Here is a 19,831-nt window from a genome sequence, read left to right as displayed (position 1 = left end):
CCAGGAGCGAACCGATGTCCGAATCCCGCCGTGCCGGCACGCCGCGCGTCACGCGCATGCAGGTGATCCCCGTCGCCGGCCGCGACAGCATGCTGTTGAACCTGTGCGGCGCGCACGCGCCCTATTTCACGCGCAACCTCGTGATCCTCGACGACAGCAGCGGCCACACGGGCGTCGGCGAAGTGCCCGGCGGCGAAGGTATCCGGCAGGCGCTCGAACGGATGACGGATCTGGTGGTCGGCCAGTCGATCGGCCGTTACCAGGCGACGCTCAACGCGGTGCGCGCAGCACTGTCCGGCGCCGCGGCCGGTGCCGGCCGCACGATCCAGCACGAAGTGACGTCGGCCGGCGAGGCGGCCGTGCTGCGCCAGCCGCACGAGATCAACCTGCGGCTCGACAACGTGATCACCGCGATCGAGGCCGCGCTGCTCGACCTGCTCGGCCAGCATCTCGACGTGCCGGTCGCGGCGCTGCTCGGCGAAGGCCAGCAGCGCGACGCGGTGCCGATGCTCGCGTACCTGTTCTACATCGGCGAGCGGCGCCGCACCGACCTGCCCTATCGCGACGAGACGCACGCGGCCGATCCGTGGTTCCGGCTGCGCAACGAAGCGGCGCTCACGCCGGCCGCGATCGCGCAGCAGGCCGAGGCCGCGGTCGAGCGCTACGGTTTCGCCGATTTCAAGCTGAAGGGCGGCGTGATGGCCGGCGCGGACGAGATGGAAGCGATCGCGGCGATCAAGGCACGCTTTCCCGACGCGCGCGCGACGCTCGACCCGAACGGCGCGTGGTCGCTCGACGAAGCGATCGCGTTGTGTCGCGGGCAGGGCCATCTGCTCGCGTACGCGGAGGATCCGTGCGGGCCGGAAGCCGGTTATTCGGGCCGCGAGGTGATGGCCGAATTCCGCCGCGCGACCGGCATCCCGACCGCGACCAACATGATCGCGACCGACTGGCGGCAGATGGATCATGCGGTGCGGCTGCAGGCTGTGGACATCCCGCTAGCCGATCCGCACTTCTGGACGATGCAGGGCTCGGTGCGGCTCGCGCAGCTGTGCCGCGACTGGGGGCTCACGTGGGGTTCGCATTCGAACAACCACTTCGACGTGTCGCTCGCGATGTTCACGCATGCGGCCGCGGCCGCGCCCGGCGCGATCACCGCGATCGATACGCACTGGATCTGGCAGGAAGGCGACGCGCGGCTCACGCGCGAACCGCTCCAGATCGTCGGCGGCCAGGTGGCCGTGCCCGAGCGGCCGGGACTCGGGATCGAGCTCGACATGGCGCAGGTCGAGGCCGCGCATGCGCTGTACCGGGAGGTCGGTGGCACGGCGCGCGACGACGCGATGGCGATGCGGTATCTGGTGCCGGGGTGGACGTACGATCCGAAGCGGCCGAGTTTCGGGCGGGGGTGACGAGACCGCCCGGGTTCGGGGAGCCGGCCGGAGGACCGGGCAGGCCCGCGCTGTCGGGCCGGTGGCCGAAGTCGCGGATCGTGTGATTGCCAAACTGGCAGACCACCGCATCCTGCCGGCTGCCCGATCTGCCGCCTGGCCTGAATCGCGAACGGATCGGCGCGCCCGTCCGACAAACAAGCCCTCGCGATGAAGCCACTCGCCCCGACCCTGCGCCTGCTCCTCGTCATCGTACCCTGCGCGATCCTTTGCCTGCCGGCCAGCACGACCGTCGCGGGCTATGTCGCGCTCAGGATGACAGCGGGCACCTCGCACTTCGAAGGCGGCGCCGGTTATGCGTGGTTGTGGCTGACGATCCTGCTGAGTTGCGTGTTCTATGCAGCAGGCATCGGCATCTGCGCGCTGCTGCGCAAACGGCTCGCGCTGCTCGCGGGCGTTGCGGTGGCGTTCGTCGCGCTGTCGGTGCCGACGTTCAAGACCGTCAACGAACTGCTGCATTAGCCCGATCAACGAGCCGGCTGGCCGGCACGCGGAAAACAAAAAGGGCCCGGTCTGGCTGAGACAGGGAGCAAATCCTTGCGAGCAGTAGGACCCATCTCTTTGCACTCCAACCGCTGAAATCAAAAGCATCTGAAAAACGGGCACCGAACAGACGGAAGCTATTCTCTGCACTTTGTCCTAGCTGCTCTGATTTCGTTGCACTTTGTGCACGTGGCACGGCGGCTACCACGGGCGGCATGTCAGAACCACTGCATACGAATTCACCTCCGTTCCATTGCCGCAACACCCTCATGCCGACTCGCGCCCCTCCCGGAACGCCAGCGCGTCGACGAGCGCTTGCGTCGAGATCGGGGAGGTGGTCTGGTACAGGAGACTCTCGAGGCAGTGGTTCGGATCAGCGAAATAATCCATGCAACAAGGACGCCGCACACTCAGGCACGCCACGCACTGGATATCGTGCGAGACCCGTCACACAAGCAGGGCTGGTTTGCACGGACGTTTATACCTCGGTCTACCCCCAAATATCTGTTTTCACGCTTGACCATGCCGAATTCTTTCGATTTCTAATAATCGTCTGGAGTTTTCACCGTAAAATCGCGTGGGAAGTAAAAAACAAACCACTGAGAGGCGGTATGGGCACGCGTGACAAAATCGGGGCAATAACCGGCGGATTATCGCAACAGGACCGTCTTCTAAAACTGGACACGCCGGCAGGTCAGAACGTCCTGCTGCCCCACCGTGTGACCGGACGTTCTCGGATCGGCCGCGATTACTTCTTCCTGCTCGATTGCGTCTCCACGTCCAGCGATGTTCAGCTCAAAACGCTGATTTCCCAGGCCGTGACCCTCTGGATTCAGCAGGCCGATGGTTCCTATCTCCCGCATCACGGCTATGTGCATACGGCCCGTCGGCTAGGAGCGGACGGTGGACTGACAAGCTATCAGCTCGGTTTTTCCTCGTGGATGCACTTCCTGAGGTTCCGTCGCGACCAGCGGCACTGGCAAGACAAGACCGCGGACGAAATCATTGCAAACGTATTCAATGAGCATCCGCAGGCGAAGGGCATGTACCGCTTTGCACTCTCGAAGCCGTTGTCGACACGTTCCTATTGCCGGCAGGACGAGGCCGACTGGAACTTCGTGCACCGGCTCCTGGAGTCGGAAGGTCTGTACGGTGTCTGGCAACAGGCTGCCGATGGTAAATCGCATACGCTGGTGATCACCGATCACCTCGACACGCTCGAATCGCTGTCGCCGGCCACCGTTGAGTTCTGTCGTGCGGGCATCCATACCGAGGCCGATGCACTGACCCAATGGGCAGGGACCCGCACGCTGCAATCCGTGTTGTTGTCGACGCGCACCTTCGACTACAAAAATCCTTCGACACCCTTCAATCCGAAAGCGACATCGGTGCCGACGATGGCCAACCAGGGTGCATTACCCGCACAAGCGGAAGTCTATGAATACACCGGTGGCTATACGTATCCGGAACAGGATCGGGGCGACCATCTGTCGAAGATCCGCATGGAGGAGTGGGAGTCGCAGGCCAAACGCTTTCACGGCATCGGCGGTCTACGTGCCATCGATGCGGGTCGGCGCTTCACGCTGATCGGACACCCGGAGCACGATCAGGATGCCGCGAACCAGAACGAATTCGTGAGCATCGAGGTAGAGTGGACAATCGAGAACAACTTGCCGCTCTCCGGTCATGAAACGAATTTCCCCCATGGCCTCAGTCATGCGCTGGCGCAGGCCCGTGCCGACGACCTCGGCCAGACGTTCGATGTGAGCCACGTCGACGGGTCGACGGGGTTCTACCGGATCGCCATCGAGGCGCAGCGCACGACTGTGCCATATCGCAGCCCGTTCGAACATCGCAAGCCCGAAGCGAAGCTGGAATCGGCGATCGTGGCAGGCCCGAAAGGTCAGGAATGTTATACGGATGAACTGAATCGGGTGAAGGTGTTGTTCATCTGGGATCGGCTCAACGAAGGTGACGAGCGCGCGTCGTGCTGGGTGCGCATCGCGCAGTCCGACACAGGCGAGGGCTACGGTGGCGTCCATATGCCGCGCGCGGGTGAGGAGCTCCTGATTGGCCATATCGGCAACGACATCGACCGCCCGATTGCGCTTCACCGTGTGTATAACGGCACAGCGAAACCGCAGTGGCATTCGAACGGCCTGATGTCCGGCTATCAGTCACGGGAGTATGGCGGCGGCGGTGGCTACAATCAGCAAGTCATGGACGACTCGACTGGCCAGCCGCGGATGCGCGTGATGAGCAGCCACGGCATGAGCGGCCTGCATCTCGGTTATCAGATCGTCCAGAACGGCAATACCCGTGGCGCCTATGTAGGTAGTGGCTTTACGCTGCGTACCGATAACGCCGGCGCGATTCACGCGGGCGAGGGACTGTACTTCAGTACCCATTCCACCAGCGTCGATGGCCAGCCGCTCGATACCAGCCAGCCACGCGAGATCCTGGCACGCGCCGATCTACTGGTCGAGTCGCTGTCCTCCGCCAGCACGACGGCCAAGGGCGAAGATCTGAAGCCGGGACGCGAAGCCCTCGCCGCGTTCGCGAAGGCAACCCAGCACAGCAAGGCGGGTGTTTCCAAGGGCGGTAGCACGGCCGGTGGCGGGACCGGCAACGCGAACGCTTTTGCCAAGCCCGTCATGCTCGGGTCGAGTCAGGAGAGCATAGGCTTGACCACACGCGCATCAGCGCAGGTGGTGGCCGACGAACACGTGAATTTGGTGAGCGGCAAGGACACCTACTGGGCGGTCGGCAAATCGCTGGTGGCGGGCGTTGCGGAAAAAATCAGCATCTTCGTCCAGCGCGCCGGCATGAAGCTGATCGCCGGAAAAGGCGCGGTCGATATCCAGGCACTCAGCGACCAGCTGCGCCTGCTTTCCGAACTCGGCCTCACGCTCAAGAGCAACAACGGCAGCATCGTGATCGACGCCAAGACCGAACTGATGCTCAAGTGCGGTGGCTCGTACATCCGGATTACCGCCGAAGGCATCGAGGACGGCACCCGCGGCGCACGTACCGTCAAGTCGGCGTCGTTCAGCCGGCAGGGGCCCAGTTCGGTGGCCGAGCACATGAACAGCCTTCCGAAGCCGGCGTTCAACGACAAGTACATCTTGCGCGACCGCATCACGGGCGATCCGCTCAAGAACCATCCGTACGAGATCGTTCGTGGCGATGGCACGCGCCTGAGCGGCGTCACCGACGAACTGGGCCATACGGCCGAGCAGAAGAACAACGATATCGAAACCGTGATGATCCGTGCTCTGCGACCGGGCACCCGAAATTCCTAGGCAGCACTCGCAACCTCTACCGGCGAACATCCATGAGTGAAAATCAACCTGACAGCCCGGGCACGCTGGGCCAGGATTTCGGCGACGATGAGGCCGAGCACGACGTCGTCCGTCTGGCATCGCATACCGATGAAGGGGGTGACTCCTACGCCCATGCCACCCTGACGCCGCCCGACGATACCCGAGCCAAGGAGACGTTGCATGACCTGCGCCCCATCATCCCGGTGATCTTCATTCCCGGCGTCATGGGCTCGCCTATCGTCACCGCGGACACCGGCAACGAGGCCTTCTTCGCGCCGAACATGGACACGGTCGGTGCGATGCTCGGCGGATTGTTGTCGGTCATCGTCGGGTGGTTTCAAAGCGCGTCGTCGCGCGAGACCCGTTTCGATCCTCTCAATGTGTCGGTGACGCCGCTCGGGCCGATCAACGTGGGCGATGGTAAGACGATCACCGAAAAGGAGGCGCGGCGGCGCGGCTGGGGTTCGGTCTACCGTACCAGCTATCAGCCCGTGCTGCTGTGGCTTGAGCAGCAATTAAACAATCCCATGCTGTGCGGCGAGTTGCAAGGTGCCTGGTGCGAGCCCGATCCGAAGGGCAAGACGTGGACGCTGCATCCGGTGCTCGGCACCGCGCCGACGCAATACGGGGCGTACGGAAAAGGCGAGGCGATCACCGAGGAATCCCCGGAGTTCAAGCGGTTCGTCAAGTTCCGCTACCGTGTCTACGCAATTGGCTACAACTGGCTTCAGTCGAACGACGATTCTGGGCGCGATGTGGTCACGGGTGTCGATTGTCCCGATCCGCAGACCAAGAAGAAGACGCGGCTCATGGGCATCACCGAGATCTGCAACGAGAACGATACGGGCAAGGCCATTATCCTGACGCATTCGATGGGTGGTCTGGTAGCTCGCTTTGCCGTGTTGAACCACGGCGCGGAAGGCTCGATCCACGGGGTATTTCACGGCGCGCAGCCGGCCACCGGGGCGCCGCTAGCGGCCAAGCGTTACAAGACAGGCGGCGGTCCCGAAGGTGGCATGAATGGATTCGTCAACGGCAGCCTGCTCGGACGCGATGCGGACGAATTCATCGCGGTAATGGCGAACGCACCAGGGCCGATGGAGTTGACACCGATGCCGGACTATAACAACGGCGCAGCATGGTGGATTTTCGCTCGACCTGACGGAACGACGGTCATGCAGTTCCCGAAGTATGGTGACGCCTACAACGAGCTGTATCTCAATGCCGATTGGTACGGTTTGCTGCCAAAGGAAGATCAACTTGATCCGGCCAACCTTGTGAGAAAGCGACTGGGCAGGGATGCGAAAGGCGCCAATGTTCTGGTCAACCATTACAAGGACACCTTGAAGAAGGTGGTTAACCGGCAGAGCCAGTTGACGAACAATTACCATGGCAACACGTATGTCGCGTATGGCAACGGGGGATTGGACACACGATCTCCCGCGTCCGGCACGACGACCGAGGCTACCAACAAGGACAATCCCACCATCGAGCAAGGGGAGCTGACGAAGAACTTGCTGGCGTGGGGCAATGCCATATGGACCGGCGACGTGCCGGCCGATGTGCAGGAATCCGAGCTCCGCGCGGCCAAGCTGCTGAACGATTCAGGCAAGGGCGAGATCCGCGTGCTGCTGCAGCAACGCAATCTGAGCATCACGTTCACGATGCAGAAGACCAACAAGATCCCTGACGTGAGCGCCACAACCGACTGGGATCGTGTGGCGAGCAAGACCGGCATTATTCGAGGGGACGGCACTGTGCCAGCGTGGTCGGCGGACGCGCAGGCGCGCGGCCTGAAGCCGGATGTGCCGGGTGATCCGGCCCATGGCGTGCGGATGGCGTTCGTGCAGGCCGGGTATGAGCATATGAAGAGTTACGCGCATCCCTGGACACGCTGGGCGCTCCTCTACAGTGTGGTGCAGATCGTGAAGGACATCGATGTGCCGGGAGGGGCATGATGGCGCGTTTCGTTCGCACACTCTTTTTGCTTGCGGGCCTGTGTGCCTGCTCTCTTGCGTTTTCCGTGGAACCAACGATGAACAATCCTCTGCTGTCCAAAGTACGTCCGTGGTGCATAGGTCGCCTCGTGTTCGATCGCCCCGTTTCGAGCGAAATCTCGAATGAGAGTTACAAGTACCGCGGGGAAAAACTCGTCACGACGCACAACGTGCCCGCGGAGACATATAACGCCAAGGTCGAGGGGCGCGAGACGGAACTGCGCACCAAGCAACGTGTGAATCCCGTCAATCTGAAGGAGAAGACGGGGCATGCGTGGCTGGAAAAAGCGTTTTCTCCAGTGCCACATTCGCGGGTTTTCGTCTTCAACGACTCGGTGGCGAAGGCGGCGACATTACCGTTCGACACTGAAGGCTATCTGTTCGCCAACCGCACGCTCGTCCATACGACGAGCATGATCGGTCCGGATGTGCTGGACCAGGCCGAAAGCATCTATAACGACATCTACCGCCGCATCAAGGTGCGCGATAACTGGAACGTGCCGACGGAATCGGGTTTCTGCTTCGATGGCGGCATCGTCACGGGTCCGTCGACCTACACGGAAGAGGTCAGCCAGTCGTTCGCGCTGATGCCGGGCCGGCCGGCGCTGCTGGTAATCAAGTTGCGTGATGCGATCGAAGAGGATCAAGCCCAGCCGCTCACCAGCAGCCTGTCCGCGTTGCGTGCGACACTCGATCGCATGCCCGGCAGCTATCGTATCCTGCGACAGGGCAAGCGGACAGTGGCCGGCATGGCCGCCGAGGAAGTGCTGTTTGCGCTGAAGGACGGCGACGTCACAGTGTATCGCTTCTACCTGCTCGCGCCGGGGAATCCAGCGACGATGGCGCAACCGCATACCTCCGTCGAACTGCTACTGGGTGCGCCGGCGCGCGACGACCTGCCGCCGGACCAGGCCACGTCGCCGGTCAACGAGGCTGGGGCACTGCAGACGTGGGACACGCTCGTGAACAGCCTGCGTGCGCGACCGGGCGCGGTCTGACCGGAGCCGAACGATGCGCCGGTACGATATTGTGAAAGGTGACCTGACGACGGTCGGCGGGGTCGTCCAGGGCGGCGACGCGCACGACCTGCTCGGCGGACGCGAACAGGCGTACGAGACCGATCCGGTCTGGTGTCCCGTCTGCAAGGCCATGGGACATATCCAGTGCGAAGGTCCGCGTGTCTCCACGACCGGACCCGATGGACGGCAGGCGGCACTGAGCGATGATCTGTGTGTCTGCTTGTGTACGCCGCCGCCACGCCTGGTGCCGTCCCAGCAGGCGTCGTATGTGGATGCGTAGCGTCGGCGGCGAGTTGCCGTTGTCGACAGCGAATGTCGTTCTTTTCAGCTAGGGAGTCGTGTGATGGTCAGAAAATGGATGGGAATAGTGCTGCTGCTGGCGTGGACGTTGGCTCTCTCGGGTTGCCAGTCGTTCCGGGACTGCGTGCAGGCGCTGGGCGGCGGTTGCCACTGATACAACGACTCGACTCCAGCGTAGCCACGGCGGATGACGTGATTCCACATCAGATCCAGCAAATACTTGGCCCGAGTGGGTCATTGCAAACCGCTCAAAAACAACAAAGCCGGCTCGAGGCCGGCTTTGTACGCGAAGTATAAGGCTGCACCTTGTAAACAGAAGCATATCTTTGCAACTAGCGCAAAATTACCCTTCCTGTCTCATGGCGACCGAGCCCTTCGGATTCCGTTGGTGGAGCGGAGGAGGATCGAACTCCCGACCTTCGCATTGCGAACGCGACGCTCTCCCAGCTGAGCTACCGCCCCAACAGACAACCATCATACACAGGCATTTCCGCGCTTGGCAATAGGGGTTCGGGTCACCCCCGAACGCGTCACTTCGACGGTGCGCCGGCGAGTACCCATTCGACCACGGAACGCAGATCCGCGTCGCTCATGCGCGGGTGCGCCGGCATCGGAATCGCGCCCCACACGCCGGAGCCGCCGTCCTTCACCTTCTTCGACAGCTTCGCGACGGCCTGCGGATCGGACTTGTAGCGGGCGGCGATGTCCTTGAACGACGGGCCGACGAGCTTGCGGTCCACCGCATGGCAGCCCATGCATGCGTTGCCGCGCGCGACCTTCAGGCCGTCGCCGACATCCGCATGCGCCGTGCCGAGCGCCGCGGCNCGGCGCCCTGCACCATCCATTGCTTCATCTTGATCTGCATCGGTTTCATTGCGGCGTGGCCTTCGGGTTGCCCGGGTGCACGCTCGACGAATTCGAGATCGGCGCGGGCGGTTGCAGCGGCGTGGACTGGACCGACGCATCGGGCACCGCGCCGACGGTCGCCGAATCCGCGGGCGCGGCTGCGGCCGGTGCGCCGGACGCAGCGCTCGGCGACGCAGCCTGCAGCGCCTGTGCGTCCTGCGGCTGGATGTACTGGAACACCTTCACGACCTTCTCGACGCCCGGCACCTGGCTTGCCGCATCGGCACCGCGATTGCCTTCGTCGACCGTCACGAGGCCCATCAGGTAGATGTTGCCGCGCTCGCTGACGACCTTGTAGTAGTTCGCCGACATCCCCTTCGTCGCGATGAACTCGGATTTCACGCGTCCTTCGAGGTACGAGTCGTTCGCACGCGACGACAGCGACGATGCCGGCTCGACCGACAGCTCGTTGACGATCGCGTTGACGTTGTTGATGCCGCGCACGATTTCCTCGGCGCGCTGCTTCGACGCATCGTTCGGCACTTCGCCCGTCAGCAGCACGCGGCGGTTGAACACCGTCACGTTCACGTGCGACTGATCCGGCAGCCCGTTGTTGATCTGCGTGAGCGCCTTGACCTGGATCTCGCGATCCTCGGTCTGCGCGCCGAGCGTACGGCGATCGGTCGCGATCAGCGCGCCGCCGCCGGCCGCCGCACCCAGCACGCCGAGCACGCAGCCCTGCAGCGACATCGCGAGGCCCGCCGTCAGCGCGGCGAGCAACGTGGTTCTGACGAGCGTCTGTTTGAGTTTGACGCGGCTTTGATTCATCGACGGCTCTCCTTCGTTCAATCCTCACCCAGCAGCATCGCGTCGATGCCGTCGCACAGGCAGTGGATGGTCAGCAGATGGACTTCGTGGACGCGCGCCGCGCGCGAGGCGGGCACGCTGATCGGAATATCGGTATCGGACAGCGCGGCCGCGACGGCATGGCCGTCACCGCCCGTCAGCGCGACGACGGTCATCTCGCGCTCGTGCGCCTCGTCGATCGCGGCCAGCACGCGCGGCGACGCGCCGCCCGCGTCGAGCACCAGCAGGATGTCGCCGGTCTGCCCGAGCACGCGCACCTGCTGCGCGAACAGCTGATCGGCGGCGGATGCCCCCATGAGGCCGCCCTGCGACGCATCGGTGGCCAGCGCGATCGCGGGCAGGCCCGGACGCTCGCGCTCGAAGCCGCCGACGAGCGACACGGCGAGGTAATGCGCGGCAGCGGCCGACGGGCCGTCGCCGCATGCGACGATCTTGTTGCCGTTCGCCAGCGCGGCGAACATCGCATCGACCGCGGCTGCGATCGGCAGCGACAGCGCGTCGGCCGCTTCGGCGTGAAGCGCGGCACTGTCGCGGAAATGTTGCTGAATACGTTCGACTGACATCGATTCCTGGTGAACTGGGCGCGTGGACACACCGCGCGCAACGTCATGGGTGCGGCGAGTTTACCGCACTCCGGCGCCCTCCCCGGGGGTATGGCAAGAACTCTTTACATCTGGTCACAGCTCGCGGCTACGCATCGTCGGCACGAAATGCATCATGCAGCCACTCGAGCCGGCCGGCCTCGAACGCGACGACGTCGAAGCGGCACGCGGCACCCGCGCCGTGCCGCGCCCAGAACTGGAGCGCCGCCGCGACCAGACGCCTGCGCTTGCGCCAGCCGATGCTCGCGGCCGCGCCACCATGCCGGGTGCTGCGGCGTGCGCGCACCTCGACGAACACGAGCGTGCCGTCGGGGGTGCGCATCACGAGGTCGAGCTCGCCGCCGCGCATCGTCACGTTCGCCGCGACGAACGCGAGACCGCGGCGCTCGAGGAATTGCCGCGCACGCTGCTCGAACGTCGCGCCCACCGATCTGGATCGTGCCGCGCGGGAAAAGTTGCCACCCTCGGGCGGCAAACCGCGCCCGTCGCCCGGCGCGGCCGGCGCCGCGTGGCACAATGCCGTCCTTGTTCCGCTTGCGCCGCGATTGCGCGCATTGCCTGCCATGACTGCCCTCCTCGAACTCGCGCAAACGCAGCACTACCCGGCCGCCGCCCTCTACGTGGTCGCCACGCCAATCGGCAACACCGCCGACATCACGCTGCGCGCGCTGCACGTGCTCGGCCTCGCCGACCGCATCGCGGCCGAAGACACCCGCAACACGGGCCAGCTGCTGGCCCGCTACGGGATCTCGAAACCGCTCGTCGCGGTGCATGAGCACAACGAACGCGAAGCCGCGCTGCGCGTGATCGAGCTGCTGCGCGCCGGCGAACGCGTCGCATACGTGTCGGATGCCGGCACGCCGGGCATCTCGGACCCCGGCGCGCGGCTCGTCGACACCGTGCGCGCGGCCGGCTTCGCGGTGATTCCGCTGCCGGGCGCGAGCGCGGCGGTGACCGCGCTGAGCGTGGCCGGCGACTGGGCCGGCGCCTTCACGTTCGCGGGCTTCCTGCCGCCGAAGCCGAAGCAGCGCGCGAGTGCGCTCCAGGCGCTCGTGCAGCACCCGTACGCGCTGGTGTTCTACGAAGCGCCGCACCGGATCGCCGAAACCGTCGCCGCGCTGGCCGACGCGTTCGGTCCCGCGCGCCGGCTGCTGATCGCGCGCGAGCTCACCAAACTACACGAGCAGCTGTTCCAGGGCACCCTGGCCGAAGGACAGACCTGGCTCGACGGCGATGCGAATCGTCAGCGCGGCGAGTTCGTGCTGGTCGTCGAAGGTGCGCCGGCCGACGCCGGCGAGGCCGACGACACCGCGCACGACGCGCTGCTCAAGCTGCTGCTGGAAGAAGTGCCGGTGAAAAGCGCGGCGAAGCTCGCGGCCGCGCTGACGGGCGCATCGCGCAACGCGCTGTATGCGCGCGCGCTCGTGCTGAAGGAAGGCTGAAGCAGGCGGGGGGCGACATGCGCCGCCCGACCCGCGGAAACCAAAAAGGGCTGCCCGATGGCAGCCCTTTTTGCATCGCGCGGACGAACCGCGGCGTGACGTCGTTACTTCGACGACAGCGATGCGAACATTTCGTCGCGTGCGTCGCGCGCTTCCTGCGGCGACAGCCCCTCGATCTTCACGCGACCGGTGCCGGCATGCACGAGGCCGATCATCTTGGCGGCCGCATACGACAGGTCAAGCACGCGGCCGCGCTTGTACGGCCCGCGATCGTTCACTTTCACGACGACCCACTTGCCGGTCAACGCGTTCGTCACCTTGATGTACGAAGATAGCGGCAGCGTGCGATGCGCGGCGGTCAGCGCATTCATGTTGAAGCGCTCGCCGTTCGCGGTGCGGCGGCCATGGAAATCCCGGCCATACCACGATGCCCGGCCCGTCTGACGGAAGTCGGACACGTCCTTGCCGTCGATCGGCTCGGCATCCGCCAGCGACGATTTCTTCGCGTCCTTGCTGTCGGCAGCCGGCATCGATGCCAGCGCGGAATCGAAAGTCAGTTGCTGCTTGTCGTCGTCCGCTTTCGCGGCAGCGGCCGTCTTGCTGACCGCGTTCTTCTGGTTGGCGCTGCCGGTGGTCTGGCTGGGTGGTACCGCACAGCCCGTCAGCGCAAAAAATAACGCAATGGTCCCGAATCGAGTCGGAAATCGAAAATTCATCGACGTGTCGCCTTCTGGTTCGGGCCGCACCGATACAACGCTGCTCAACAACGCAGATACGCGGCCCGGACGGCAAATGCGTGCACGCCCCGCTCGGATGGCGAGCAGGCGGCTAGCATGGGCGCGGCTTTCGTCAGTGCCGCAACCGTCCTGATTAGTTTTCACGTCTGGCGCAACCTGTCCCCGGCAGCCTGACCAGACCCCACATGCCGCCATCGAACATGGCTTTCACGTTCGCGCGCGTCGCGTACAGCCAACGCACAGGAACGGCGGCACAGGCCTCATCCGGCGGCGCGGCAGCAGGGCCGCAGGCGGGCGCGCAGCGCCCGGCCGGACAAGACGTGAGCACCGAACGTTCGGTGCTGGATACACCGCCGGACTCCCCGGCGGTCGATGCTTGACGGTGAATCCGACGCCCTCGTTTAACGGGGCCGAAACACCAGCGAATTGCGTGAAATTCACGTGCAATGGGCGGCATTATACATAAACCAAAAGGTCATCTCGAAAAGCACCCCGTCCGAACCATTGATTCTCTCTATGGCGGTAACAATCGGGATGCTCCGGGATTGCCCGGACGCACGCGACCGACGCCACGCCGCACGAGCGGCAGGCAGCACGCGCGACCGGTACAATCGCTCCTTTTAGCCGCCGGTGCCTCCATGAAAGTCACGCTCATTCCGGTCACGCCGTTCCAGCAGAACTGCTCGCTGCTCGTGTGCGAGAAGACCGGCCGCGCCGCTGTCGTCGATCCGGGCGGCGATCTCGAACGGATCGAGCAGGAGATCGCGCGACAGAACGTGCAGGTCGAGAAGGTGCTGCTCACGCACGGCCACGTCGATCACTGCGCGGGCGCGAAAGCGCTCGCGACGCACTACGGCGTGCCGATCGTCGGGCCGCAGGAAGACGAGCGTTTCTGGATCGAGCAACTGCCGATGCAGAGCCAGCGCTTCGGCTTCCCGGCCGCCGAAACGTTCGAGCCGGACCACTGGCTGAACGACGGCGACACCGTGCAGTTCGGCGACGAGACGCTCGAGGTCTATCACTGCCCGGGCCACACGCCCGGCCACGTCGTGTTCTTCAGCCGCGCGCATCGCGTCGCGATCGTCGGCGACGTGCTGTTCGCCGGCTCGATCGGCCGTACCGACTTCCCGCGCGGCAACCACGCGGACCTCGTGCGTTCGATCAAGGAGAAGCTGTGGCCGCTCGGCGACGACGTCACGTTCGTGCCGGGCCACGGCCCGGTGTCAACCTTCGGCGACGAGCGCCGCACGAACCCGTTCGTGTCCGACAAGGTGTTCGGATGAACCAGACCGCGATCCCCGAAATCTACGTCAGCACCGACGTCGAGGCCGACGGCCCGATTCCCGGCCCGCACTCGATGCTGAGCTTCGCGTCGGCCGCCTATACCGAGGACAAGCAGCTGATCGCGACGTTCTCGGCGAACCTCGAGACGCTGCCCGGCGCCCAGGCCCATCCGGTGCAGGAAGCGTGGTGGAAGACGGAGCCGGCAGCATGGGCCGCGTGCCGCCGCGACCTGCAGGCGCCCGAAGCGGCGCTGGTCGCGTACGTCGAGTGGGTCGAGGCGCTGCCGGGCAAGCCGGTGTTCGTCGCGATGCCGGCCGGCTTCGATTTCACCTTCATGTTCTGGTACATGATGCGTTTCGCGGGACGCTGTCCGTTCTCGTGGTCGGCGCTCGACATCAAGACGCTCGCGTTCGCAATGACGGGCCTGCCGTATCGCAAGGCGATCAAGCCGCGCTTTCCGAAGCACTGGTTCGACGATCATCCGCACACGCACGTCGCGCTTGACGATGCGATCGAGCAAGGCGCCCTGTTCTGCAACATGCTGGCCGACCTGCGCCGTCAGCAGGCCGCGCTGGCCGGCCTGGCGGTGGCCGATACCGATCGATCGGAACAGGCAGGGGCGGGACAAAACCCCACGGATCCGCGCGCAAATTAGCGAATCTCGCTCAGTTGCACGCCGTCAGATTGCCTTTCCTTTCCCGGCCCTCTAACATTTAGCGTGTTGTAGCTGCCGCATGGAGGCGCAGGTGACGCTCGATTCCTTTTCGCAAAAAATCCTTCGCCTGTTGCAGCTCGACGCGCGCCGTTCCGTACAGGAAATCTCCGACCAGGTCGGCCTGTCGAGCACGCCGTGCTGGCGCCGCATCAAGGACATGGAGCAGTCCGGCGTGATCCAGCGCTACACCGCGCTGCTCGATCGCGAGAAGCTCGGCCTGCACGTATGCGCGCTCGCGCACGTGCACCTGACCCGCCACAACGAAGGCGGCGTCGAGCAGTTCGAGCGCGAGATCGCGACCTGCCCGGAAGTCACCGAGTGCTACAGCACGACGGGCGAAGCCGATTACATCCTCAAGATCGTCGCACCCGACATCAAGGCCTACGACGTCTTCCTGCATGAGCGGATCTTCAAGATCCCGGCCGTGTCGCAGGTGCGCACGAGCGTCGTGCTGCGCGAAATCAAGTTCGACACGCAGCTGCCGCTGTAACGCGCGGCCCGCTCGCCTGCGCCACTCACGCCGGCGTGGGCAGCCCGCGCGTGAAGCCGATCCGGCGCGCGCCGAACTGGCGCTTCAGCGTATCGACGTCGAGCCGGCCGGCCAACGCCGCGTCGGCTTCGTCCGCGCCGGCGTCGAGCGTCACGTCGATCTCGAGCCCCGTGCTCAGGTAGTGCAGGTTGATCGCGGCCGCATGCAGCCCGCGCTGCGCCAGTGCGGCCTCGAGCCGCGCCGCGATCTCGTCGCGCGGCGGCAGCGCGAGCGCCGGGCGCCGCGCCGCGTCGTTCTCGGGATCGACGTGGATCAGCGCGTCGAGCACGCGCGGGTCGCGCAGCACGTGTGCGCGCGCGGTTTCCGCGATGTAGTGCCCTTCGGATACGGAAATCATCGGGTCGACCAGGATGTGCGCGTCGACCAGCGCCGCATCGCCCATCTTGCGCGTGCGCAGGTCGTGCACGTCGCGCACGCCCGGCGTCGCCGCGAGCAGCGCGCGAATCTCGGCCGACGCGTCGGTGTCGAGCGCGCGATCCGACAGGTCCTGCAACGCGTCATAGCCGAACGTCCAGCCCATGCGCGCGACCATGAAGCCGACGATCGCGGCGGCGATCGGATCGAGCAGCCGCACACCGGCCAGACTGCCGACGATGCCGATCGCGACGACGAGCGACGAGGCGGCGTCCGAGCGCGCATGCCATGCGTTCGCCACCAGCATCGCCGAACGCACGCGCCGCGCTTCGCGCAGCATGTAGCGGAACAGCGCCTCTTTCGATACGAGCACGGTCAGCGCGACGATCAACGCGGAAAAATGGACGGCCGGAATGTTTTCGAGATTGACGAGACGGTTGCCGGCGCGCCAGAGCATGCCGATACCGACCGCGATCAGGATCGCGCCGAGAAACAGCGACGCGACGGTCTCGTAACGGCTGTGTCCGTAATTGTGATCGGCATCCGGCGATGCACCACTATGGCGATTCGCGACCAGTACGACAAAATCCGAGATCAAATCGGAAATCGAATGGACGCCATCGGCAATCAATGCCTGCGAATGCGCCACCACGCCCACGGCGATCTGAAAAGTCGCGAGCACGACATTCAGCACGATACTGACGAACGTGCTCTTGCGCGCAACCGCGTGCTTATCCGCGCTTTGCGCGTCGGCTGAAAACGTGGACATGAAATACGAGATATCGGTTGGGATACGAAATTCTACCAAACGCAGCCCGCGGGACACTCCGATAACCCAAAATTTTCCCTTTAAATCAACCGCTTATGCGAACGGGTCGCATTTCCATTCACACCCCGCTCATGACATTTTCATGACAAAACGCATACATTGCCGCGCCAGGTACAAAAAAGCCGCGCTCCTCGACGGATACGCGGCTCTTTTTGAGACTACGACTTAAACGACTGTTTAAATCGCAAACTGTTCGCGGTTCTTGCCGGCGATCCAGCGCGGCGGCTTGCCACGGCCCGACCACGTCGCGCCCGTTTCCGGATCACGATACTTGGCTGCCACGCCTGCGCGCGGGCGACCGACCTTGCCTGCCTTCGCGCGGCTGAGGCCGAGTTCGGCGAGCGAAAAGCCGTAGTCGGCAATTTTCTGCTTCACGTCATTCAGCACTTCGGCGTATTCGCGCGACTTTGCTTCTTCGATTTGCTTCTCCAGCTTCTCCCGCTGGGCCAGCAGGTCCTTGTAAGAAGACATAGTTTCCCTTTCTATGTGACCAATGGCGCCGGTCTGCAGCCGGCTCACCATTCATGGAATATTTGTGCCTCGGATTTTCGAAGGCAGAGATTAGCACAAAAAAGTTTTGATAGAAGCGGGATTCACGAAAATCCCGAGATCAATTGAAATTCGCGCATGTCATTTTGACCGGCCACGGCCTTTTCTCAAATTTTTACCCTGTTGCATAGAGATTAGGACATTACCGATCTGGTATTAGGCCTATCAACATACGCAATTACCCTGCATATGGGAAAATCAAAGCTTTCATCCGGCGACAAGTTTGCGAAAATCGCGCGGCCACTTCCGCTCGACCGGCAAGGCGGACCCGCGACGTCACGTCACATCCCGCGCGCGCTCAATCAACTGCGTGCGCAGCGCGCCGGCGTCACCCGGCACGGGGTCGAACGGCGTGCGCACGCGGCGGCCGTCGCAGCGCCAGTCGGCGCCGTGGCGGTCGACGCCGAGCAGCTCGAGCCCGTCGCGGCGCGCATCGCTCGCGTCGTACGCGTCCCACAACGCCCGCTCGGCGTCGAATCCGAGGGGCGGCAGCGCATCGAGCCCGGTGCCGTCGACCCAGCCCATCCGGCCGAACCCGCCGATATAACGCAGCCGCTCGATGTCGAGCGCCCAGAACGTGAAATCCCCGAGGGCGAGATAACGTGCGGCGTCGGGTTCATAGCGCGTGTAGCGCGCGGCGACATGCGGATCGTCGCCGAGCGGCACGAAGCGGCCGAGCAGCGTGGCGCGCTCGGCGTTCAGCACGTCGCCGTCCGGCGCGTCGACGACGAGGAAACCCGCGCGCGGATCGGCCACGAGGTTGCGCGTGTGCTCGGCGAGGCCGCTCACGAGAATCACGGGCCGATGATTGGCATCGGGCGCGAACGGCACGACCGTCGGATAAGGAAAACCTTGCGGATCGCGCGCGTGGGTCGCGAGCGTGCCGAGCGCGCAGCGGTGCAGCAGGTGCACGGCAAGGACGGGATCGATGTTCACGGAGACTCCTGCAGTCGGAAAGCCAGGGGGCGACCAGGGCGGCCAAGGCGCGCAACGCGGGCGCGCGGCGGGGACGCCACCTGCGCCTCGATGTTACCCGCGGCAGCGGCCCGCCGCGCATTGGCCGGATGGCCAACACGGCGCGCGCACGCCGTGGGCGACGCTCGCGGTCGGTCGAACGACCCGCGCGCCGGCAAGACCGTAAGCGGTTCGATAGAATCGGACGAATCCGGCGGGCGCGCCGCGCCCGCACATCGTCCCTTCAAGAGCATGCCGTGTCCGAATCCTCCTCCCGATCCTCGTCCGACTTCGCCGCGCCGCCCGACGCGCATCGCGTGCTGGCCTTGCCGGTCCGCCAGCGCGCCCGCACGGCCACGATGGCGCTGTTCTTCGTCGCCGGCATGATGTACGCGTCGTGGGGCGTGCATGTGCCCACCGTGCGCGACAAGTTCGCGCTGAGCCCGGGGCTGCTGTCGATCGCGCTGTTCGCGGTCGCCGGCGGCTCGATCGCCGCGATGCTGACGATCGCGCGCTGGATCGCGCGCGTCGGCTCGCGCACCGCGTGCCTCGCGGGCGGGCTCGTGATGTCCGCGTGCGCGGCGCTGATCCTCGTCGTGCCCGACTACTGGATGCTGCTCGTCGTGCTCGCGCTGTTCGGCTTCTCGATGGCGACACTCGACGTCGCGATGAACGCCGAGGCGAGCGCGGTCGAGCTCGCGCTCGGCAAGCCGATCATGTCGTCGCTGCACGGGATGTTCAGCATCGGCGGGATGTCGGGGGCGGCCGTCGGCGGCGCGCTACTGTCGGCCGGCATGGCACCGGCCGTGCATCTGGCGCTCGCGGCGGCCATCAACGCGGCGGTGCTGCTGGCCGCGAGCCCGGCCGTGCTGCCGCACGTGCCGCATCACGAACACGCGCACGGCGGCGGCCACCGCTGGCGCTCGCCCGCGCTGTGGATGCTCGGCGGCATCGCGCTGATCGCGCTGATCGCCGAAGGCGCGATGTACGACTGGGCGACGGTCTACATGCGCGATGTGGTCGCGGCGAGCCCCGCGCTCGCGAGCGCCGCGTATGCGGCATTCTCCGGCGGGATGGCGCTCGCGCGTTTCGCGGGCGACGCGGTGCGGGCGCGCTTCGGCGCGCCGCAGCTCGTGTTCGCGAGCGCATCGCTCGCGTGCGCCGGGATGATCGGCGCGCTGCTGTTGCCGAACCCGATCGCCGTGCTGACGGGCTTCACGCTGATGGGCCTCGGCCTCGCGAACATGATGCCCGTGCTGTTCGCCGCCGCCGCGCGCGTGAAAGGCATCCACGCGGCCGAAGGCCTCGCGCACGTGGCCGGGCTCGCGTACTTCGGACTGCTGTTCGGTCCGGTCGTGATCGGCGCGGTCGCGCAGACCGCGAACCTGACGGTCGGCCTGTCGGTCGTCGCGCTGTGCGCGGCACTCATCGCGCTCGTCGCGCCAAAGGTGCTCGCGCACCTGAAGATCTGACCGCGCGGCAACACGCCGCACTCCGCCGGGCCGCCAGGCTGCCGGCTGCCAAAAAGA

At 65.1% G+C, this 19,831-nt stretch carries 19 protein-coding genes, 1 tRNA gene and 1 pseudogene; 11 read left to right on the top strand and 10 right to left on the bottom strand.

From position 1 onward, the window contains the following. Positions 1-14 precede the first annotated feature (14 nt). A complete protein-coding gene (locus tag ACTJKF_RS20215; protein WP_440625490.1) occupies positions 15-1,412 on the top strand; it encodes an enolase C-terminal domain-like protein in 1,398 nt (465 codons plus the stop codon). Positions 1,413-1,601: 189 nt separating this feature from the next. After that, on the top strand, positions 1,602-1,913 hold the full coding sequence (locus tag ACTJKF_RS20210; protein ID WP_440625488.1) for a hypothetical protein: 312 nt from the start codon (positions 1,602-1,604) through the stop codon (positions 1,911-1,913). A 288-nt stretch (positions 1,914-2,201) separates the two neighbouring features. Here ACTJKF_RS20210 and ACTJKF_RS20205 read toward each other — a convergent pair whose 3' ends face one another. After that, the gene (locus ACTJKF_RS20205) at positions 2,202-2,324 is read right to left on the bottom strand and encodes a hypothetical protein (RefSeq protein WP_440625487.1); all 123 of its coding nucleotides are present in this window, start codon (positions 2,322-2,324) and stop codon (positions 2,202-2,204) included. Positions 2,325-2,545: 221 nt separating this feature from the next. On the opposite strand from ACTJKF_RS20205, the gene ACTJKF_RS20200 reads away from it, so the two are divergent. From ACTJKF_RS20200 to ACTJKF_RS20185, 4 genes are all read left to right on the top strand, one after another. Further along, positions 2,546-5,236, top strand: coding sequence for a type VI secretion system Vgr family protein (locus ACTJKF_RS20200; RefSeq protein WP_440625485.1), 2,691 nt, complete (start codon positions 2,546-2,548; stop codon positions 5,234-5,236). A gap of 32 nt (positions 5,237-5,268) precedes the next feature. Beyond that, on the top strand, positions 5,269-7,215 hold the full coding sequence (locus tag ACTJKF_RS20195) for an esterase/lipase family protein (RefSeq protein WP_440625483.1): 1,947 nt from the start codon (positions 5,269-5,271) through the stop codon (positions 7,213-7,215). A gap of 77 nt (positions 7,216-7,292) precedes the next feature. Continuing rightward, a complete protein-coding gene (locus ACTJKF_RS20190) occupies positions 7,293-8,252 on the top strand; it encodes a T6SS immunity protein Tli4 family protein (protein ID WP_440625481.1) in 960 nt (319 codons plus the stop codon). A 13-nt stretch (positions 8,253-8,265) separates the two neighbouring features. Continuing rightward, positions 8,266-8,553: a PAAR domain-containing protein gene (locus ACTJKF_RS20185; protein WP_440625479.1), complete on the top strand. Its 288-nt coding sequence runs from the start codon at positions 8,266-8,268 to the stop codon at positions 8,551-8,553. Between the two features lie 406 nt (positions 8,554-8,959). On the opposite strand, the gene ACTJKF_RS20180 is transcribed toward ACTJKF_RS20185, so the two are convergent. The 5 genes and pseudogenes from ACTJKF_RS20180 to ACTJKF_RS20160 all read right to left on the bottom strand — a co-directional run bounded on the left by ACTJKF_RS20180 (position 8,960) and on the right by ACTJKF_RS20160 (position 11,405). Beyond that, a tRNA-Ala gene (locus ACTJKF_RS20180) sits at positions 8,960-9,035 on the bottom strand. 68 nt (positions 9,036-9,103) lie between these two features. Beyond that, positions 9,104-9,447, bottom strand: a pseudogene (locus tag ACTJKF_RS20175) (c-type cytochrome). Next, a complete protein-coding gene (locus tag ACTJKF_RS20170) occupies positions 9,444-10,247 on the bottom strand; it encodes a BON domain-containing protein (protein ID WP_440625478.1) in 804 nt (267 codons plus the stop codon). The pseudogene ACTJKF_RS20175 and the gene ACTJKF_RS20170 overlap by 4 nt, the downstream one beginning before the upstream one ends. Before the next feature lie 17 nt (positions 10,248-10,264). Next, entirely contained in the window at positions 10,265-10,849 is a 585-nt protein-coding gene (locus ACTJKF_RS20165) for an SIS domain-containing protein (RefSeq protein WP_440625476.1), read from the bottom strand. A gap of 127 nt (positions 10,850-10,976) precedes the next feature. Then, positions 10,977-11,405 carry a YraN family protein gene (locus ACTJKF_RS20160; protein WP_440625545.1) on the bottom strand — a complete coding sequence of 143 codons (429 nt, stop codon included), beginning with the start codon at positions 11,403-11,405 and terminating at the stop codon, positions 10,977-10,979. Positions 11,406-11,451: 46 nt separating this feature from the next. Between ACTJKF_RS20160 and rsmI the strand changes: the two genes are divergently transcribed. Next, complete coding sequence (gene rsmI, locus ACTJKF_RS20155; RefSeq protein WP_440625474.1) at positions 11,452-12,330, top strand: 16S rRNA (cytidine(1402)-2'-O)-methyltransferase; 879 nt, start codon at positions 11,452-11,454, stop codon at positions 12,328-12,330. Positions 12,331-12,434: 104 nt separating this feature from the next. Here rsmI and ACTJKF_RS20150 read toward each other — a convergent pair whose 3' ends face one another. Further along, a complete protein-coding gene (locus ACTJKF_RS20150) occupies positions 12,435-13,046 on the bottom strand; it encodes a septal ring lytic transglycosylase RlpA family protein (protein ID WP_440625472.1) in 612 nt (203 codons plus the stop codon). A 659-nt stretch (positions 13,047-13,705) separates the two neighbouring features. Between ACTJKF_RS20150 and ACTJKF_RS20145 the strand changes: the two genes are divergently transcribed. From ACTJKF_RS20145 to ACTJKF_RS20135, 3 genes are all read left to right on the top strand, one after another. Continuing rightward, a complete protein-coding gene (locus ACTJKF_RS20145; RefSeq protein ID WP_044846354.1) occupies positions 13,706-14,350 on the top strand; it encodes an MBL fold metallo-hydrolase in 645 nt (214 codons plus the stop codon). Beyond that, positions 14,347-15,006, top strand: a complete 660-nt coding sequence (locus ACTJKF_RS20140) for an exonuclease (RefSeq protein ID WP_440625470.1) — start codon at positions 14,347-14,349, stop codon at positions 15,004-15,006. The genes ACTJKF_RS20145 and ACTJKF_RS20140 overlap by 4 nt, the downstream gene beginning before the upstream one ends. 79 nt (positions 15,007-15,085) lie before the next feature. Then, entirely contained in the window at positions 15,086-15,556 is a 471-nt protein-coding gene (locus tag ACTJKF_RS20135; RefSeq protein ID WP_006477376.1) for an Lrp/AsnC family transcriptional regulator, read from the top strand. Between the two features lie 25 nt (positions 15,557-15,581). Here ACTJKF_RS20135 and ACTJKF_RS20130 read toward each other — a convergent pair whose 3' ends face one another. The 3 genes from ACTJKF_RS20130 to ACTJKF_RS20120 all read right to left on the bottom strand — a co-directional run bounded on the left by ACTJKF_RS20130 (position 15,582) and on the right by ACTJKF_RS20120 (position 18,284). Beyond that, positions 15,582-16,739 carry a cation diffusion facilitator family transporter gene (locus ACTJKF_RS20130; protein ID WP_440625468.1) on the bottom strand — a complete coding sequence of 386 codons (1,158 nt, stop codon included), beginning with the start codon at positions 16,737-16,739 and terminating at the stop codon, positions 15,582-15,584. Between the two features lie 237 nt (positions 16,740-16,976). After that, on the bottom strand, positions 16,977-17,270 hold the full coding sequence (locus tag ACTJKF_RS20125) for an H-NS histone family protein (RefSeq protein WP_006491875.1): 294 nt from the start codon (positions 17,268-17,270) through the stop codon (positions 16,977-16,979). A 354-nt stretch (positions 17,271-17,624) separates the two neighbouring features. Beyond that, positions 17,625-18,284 carry a HugZ family protein gene (locus ACTJKF_RS20120; protein WP_440625466.1) on the bottom strand — a complete coding sequence of 220 codons (660 nt, stop codon included), beginning with the start codon at positions 18,282-18,284 and terminating at the stop codon, positions 17,625-17,627. Positions 18,285-18,559: 275 nt separating this feature from the next. Here ACTJKF_RS20120 and ACTJKF_RS20115 point away from each other — a divergent pair, with 275 nt between their 5' ends. Then, positions 18,560-19,774, top strand: coding sequence for an MFS transporter (locus ACTJKF_RS20115; protein ID WP_440625464.1), 1,215 nt, complete (start codon positions 18,560-18,562; stop codon positions 19,772-19,774). Positions 19,775-19,831: the final 57 nt, after the last annotated feature.

The sequence above is a fragment of the Burkholderia sp. 22313 genome (assembly GCF_052045245.1).
Classification (GTDB): domain Bacteria; phylum Pseudomonadota; class Gammaproteobacteria; order Burkholderiales; family Burkholderiaceae; genus Burkholderia.
Note: the sequence above shows the minus strand (reverse complement) of the source record. Positions and strands in the feature narration are given on the sequence as shown.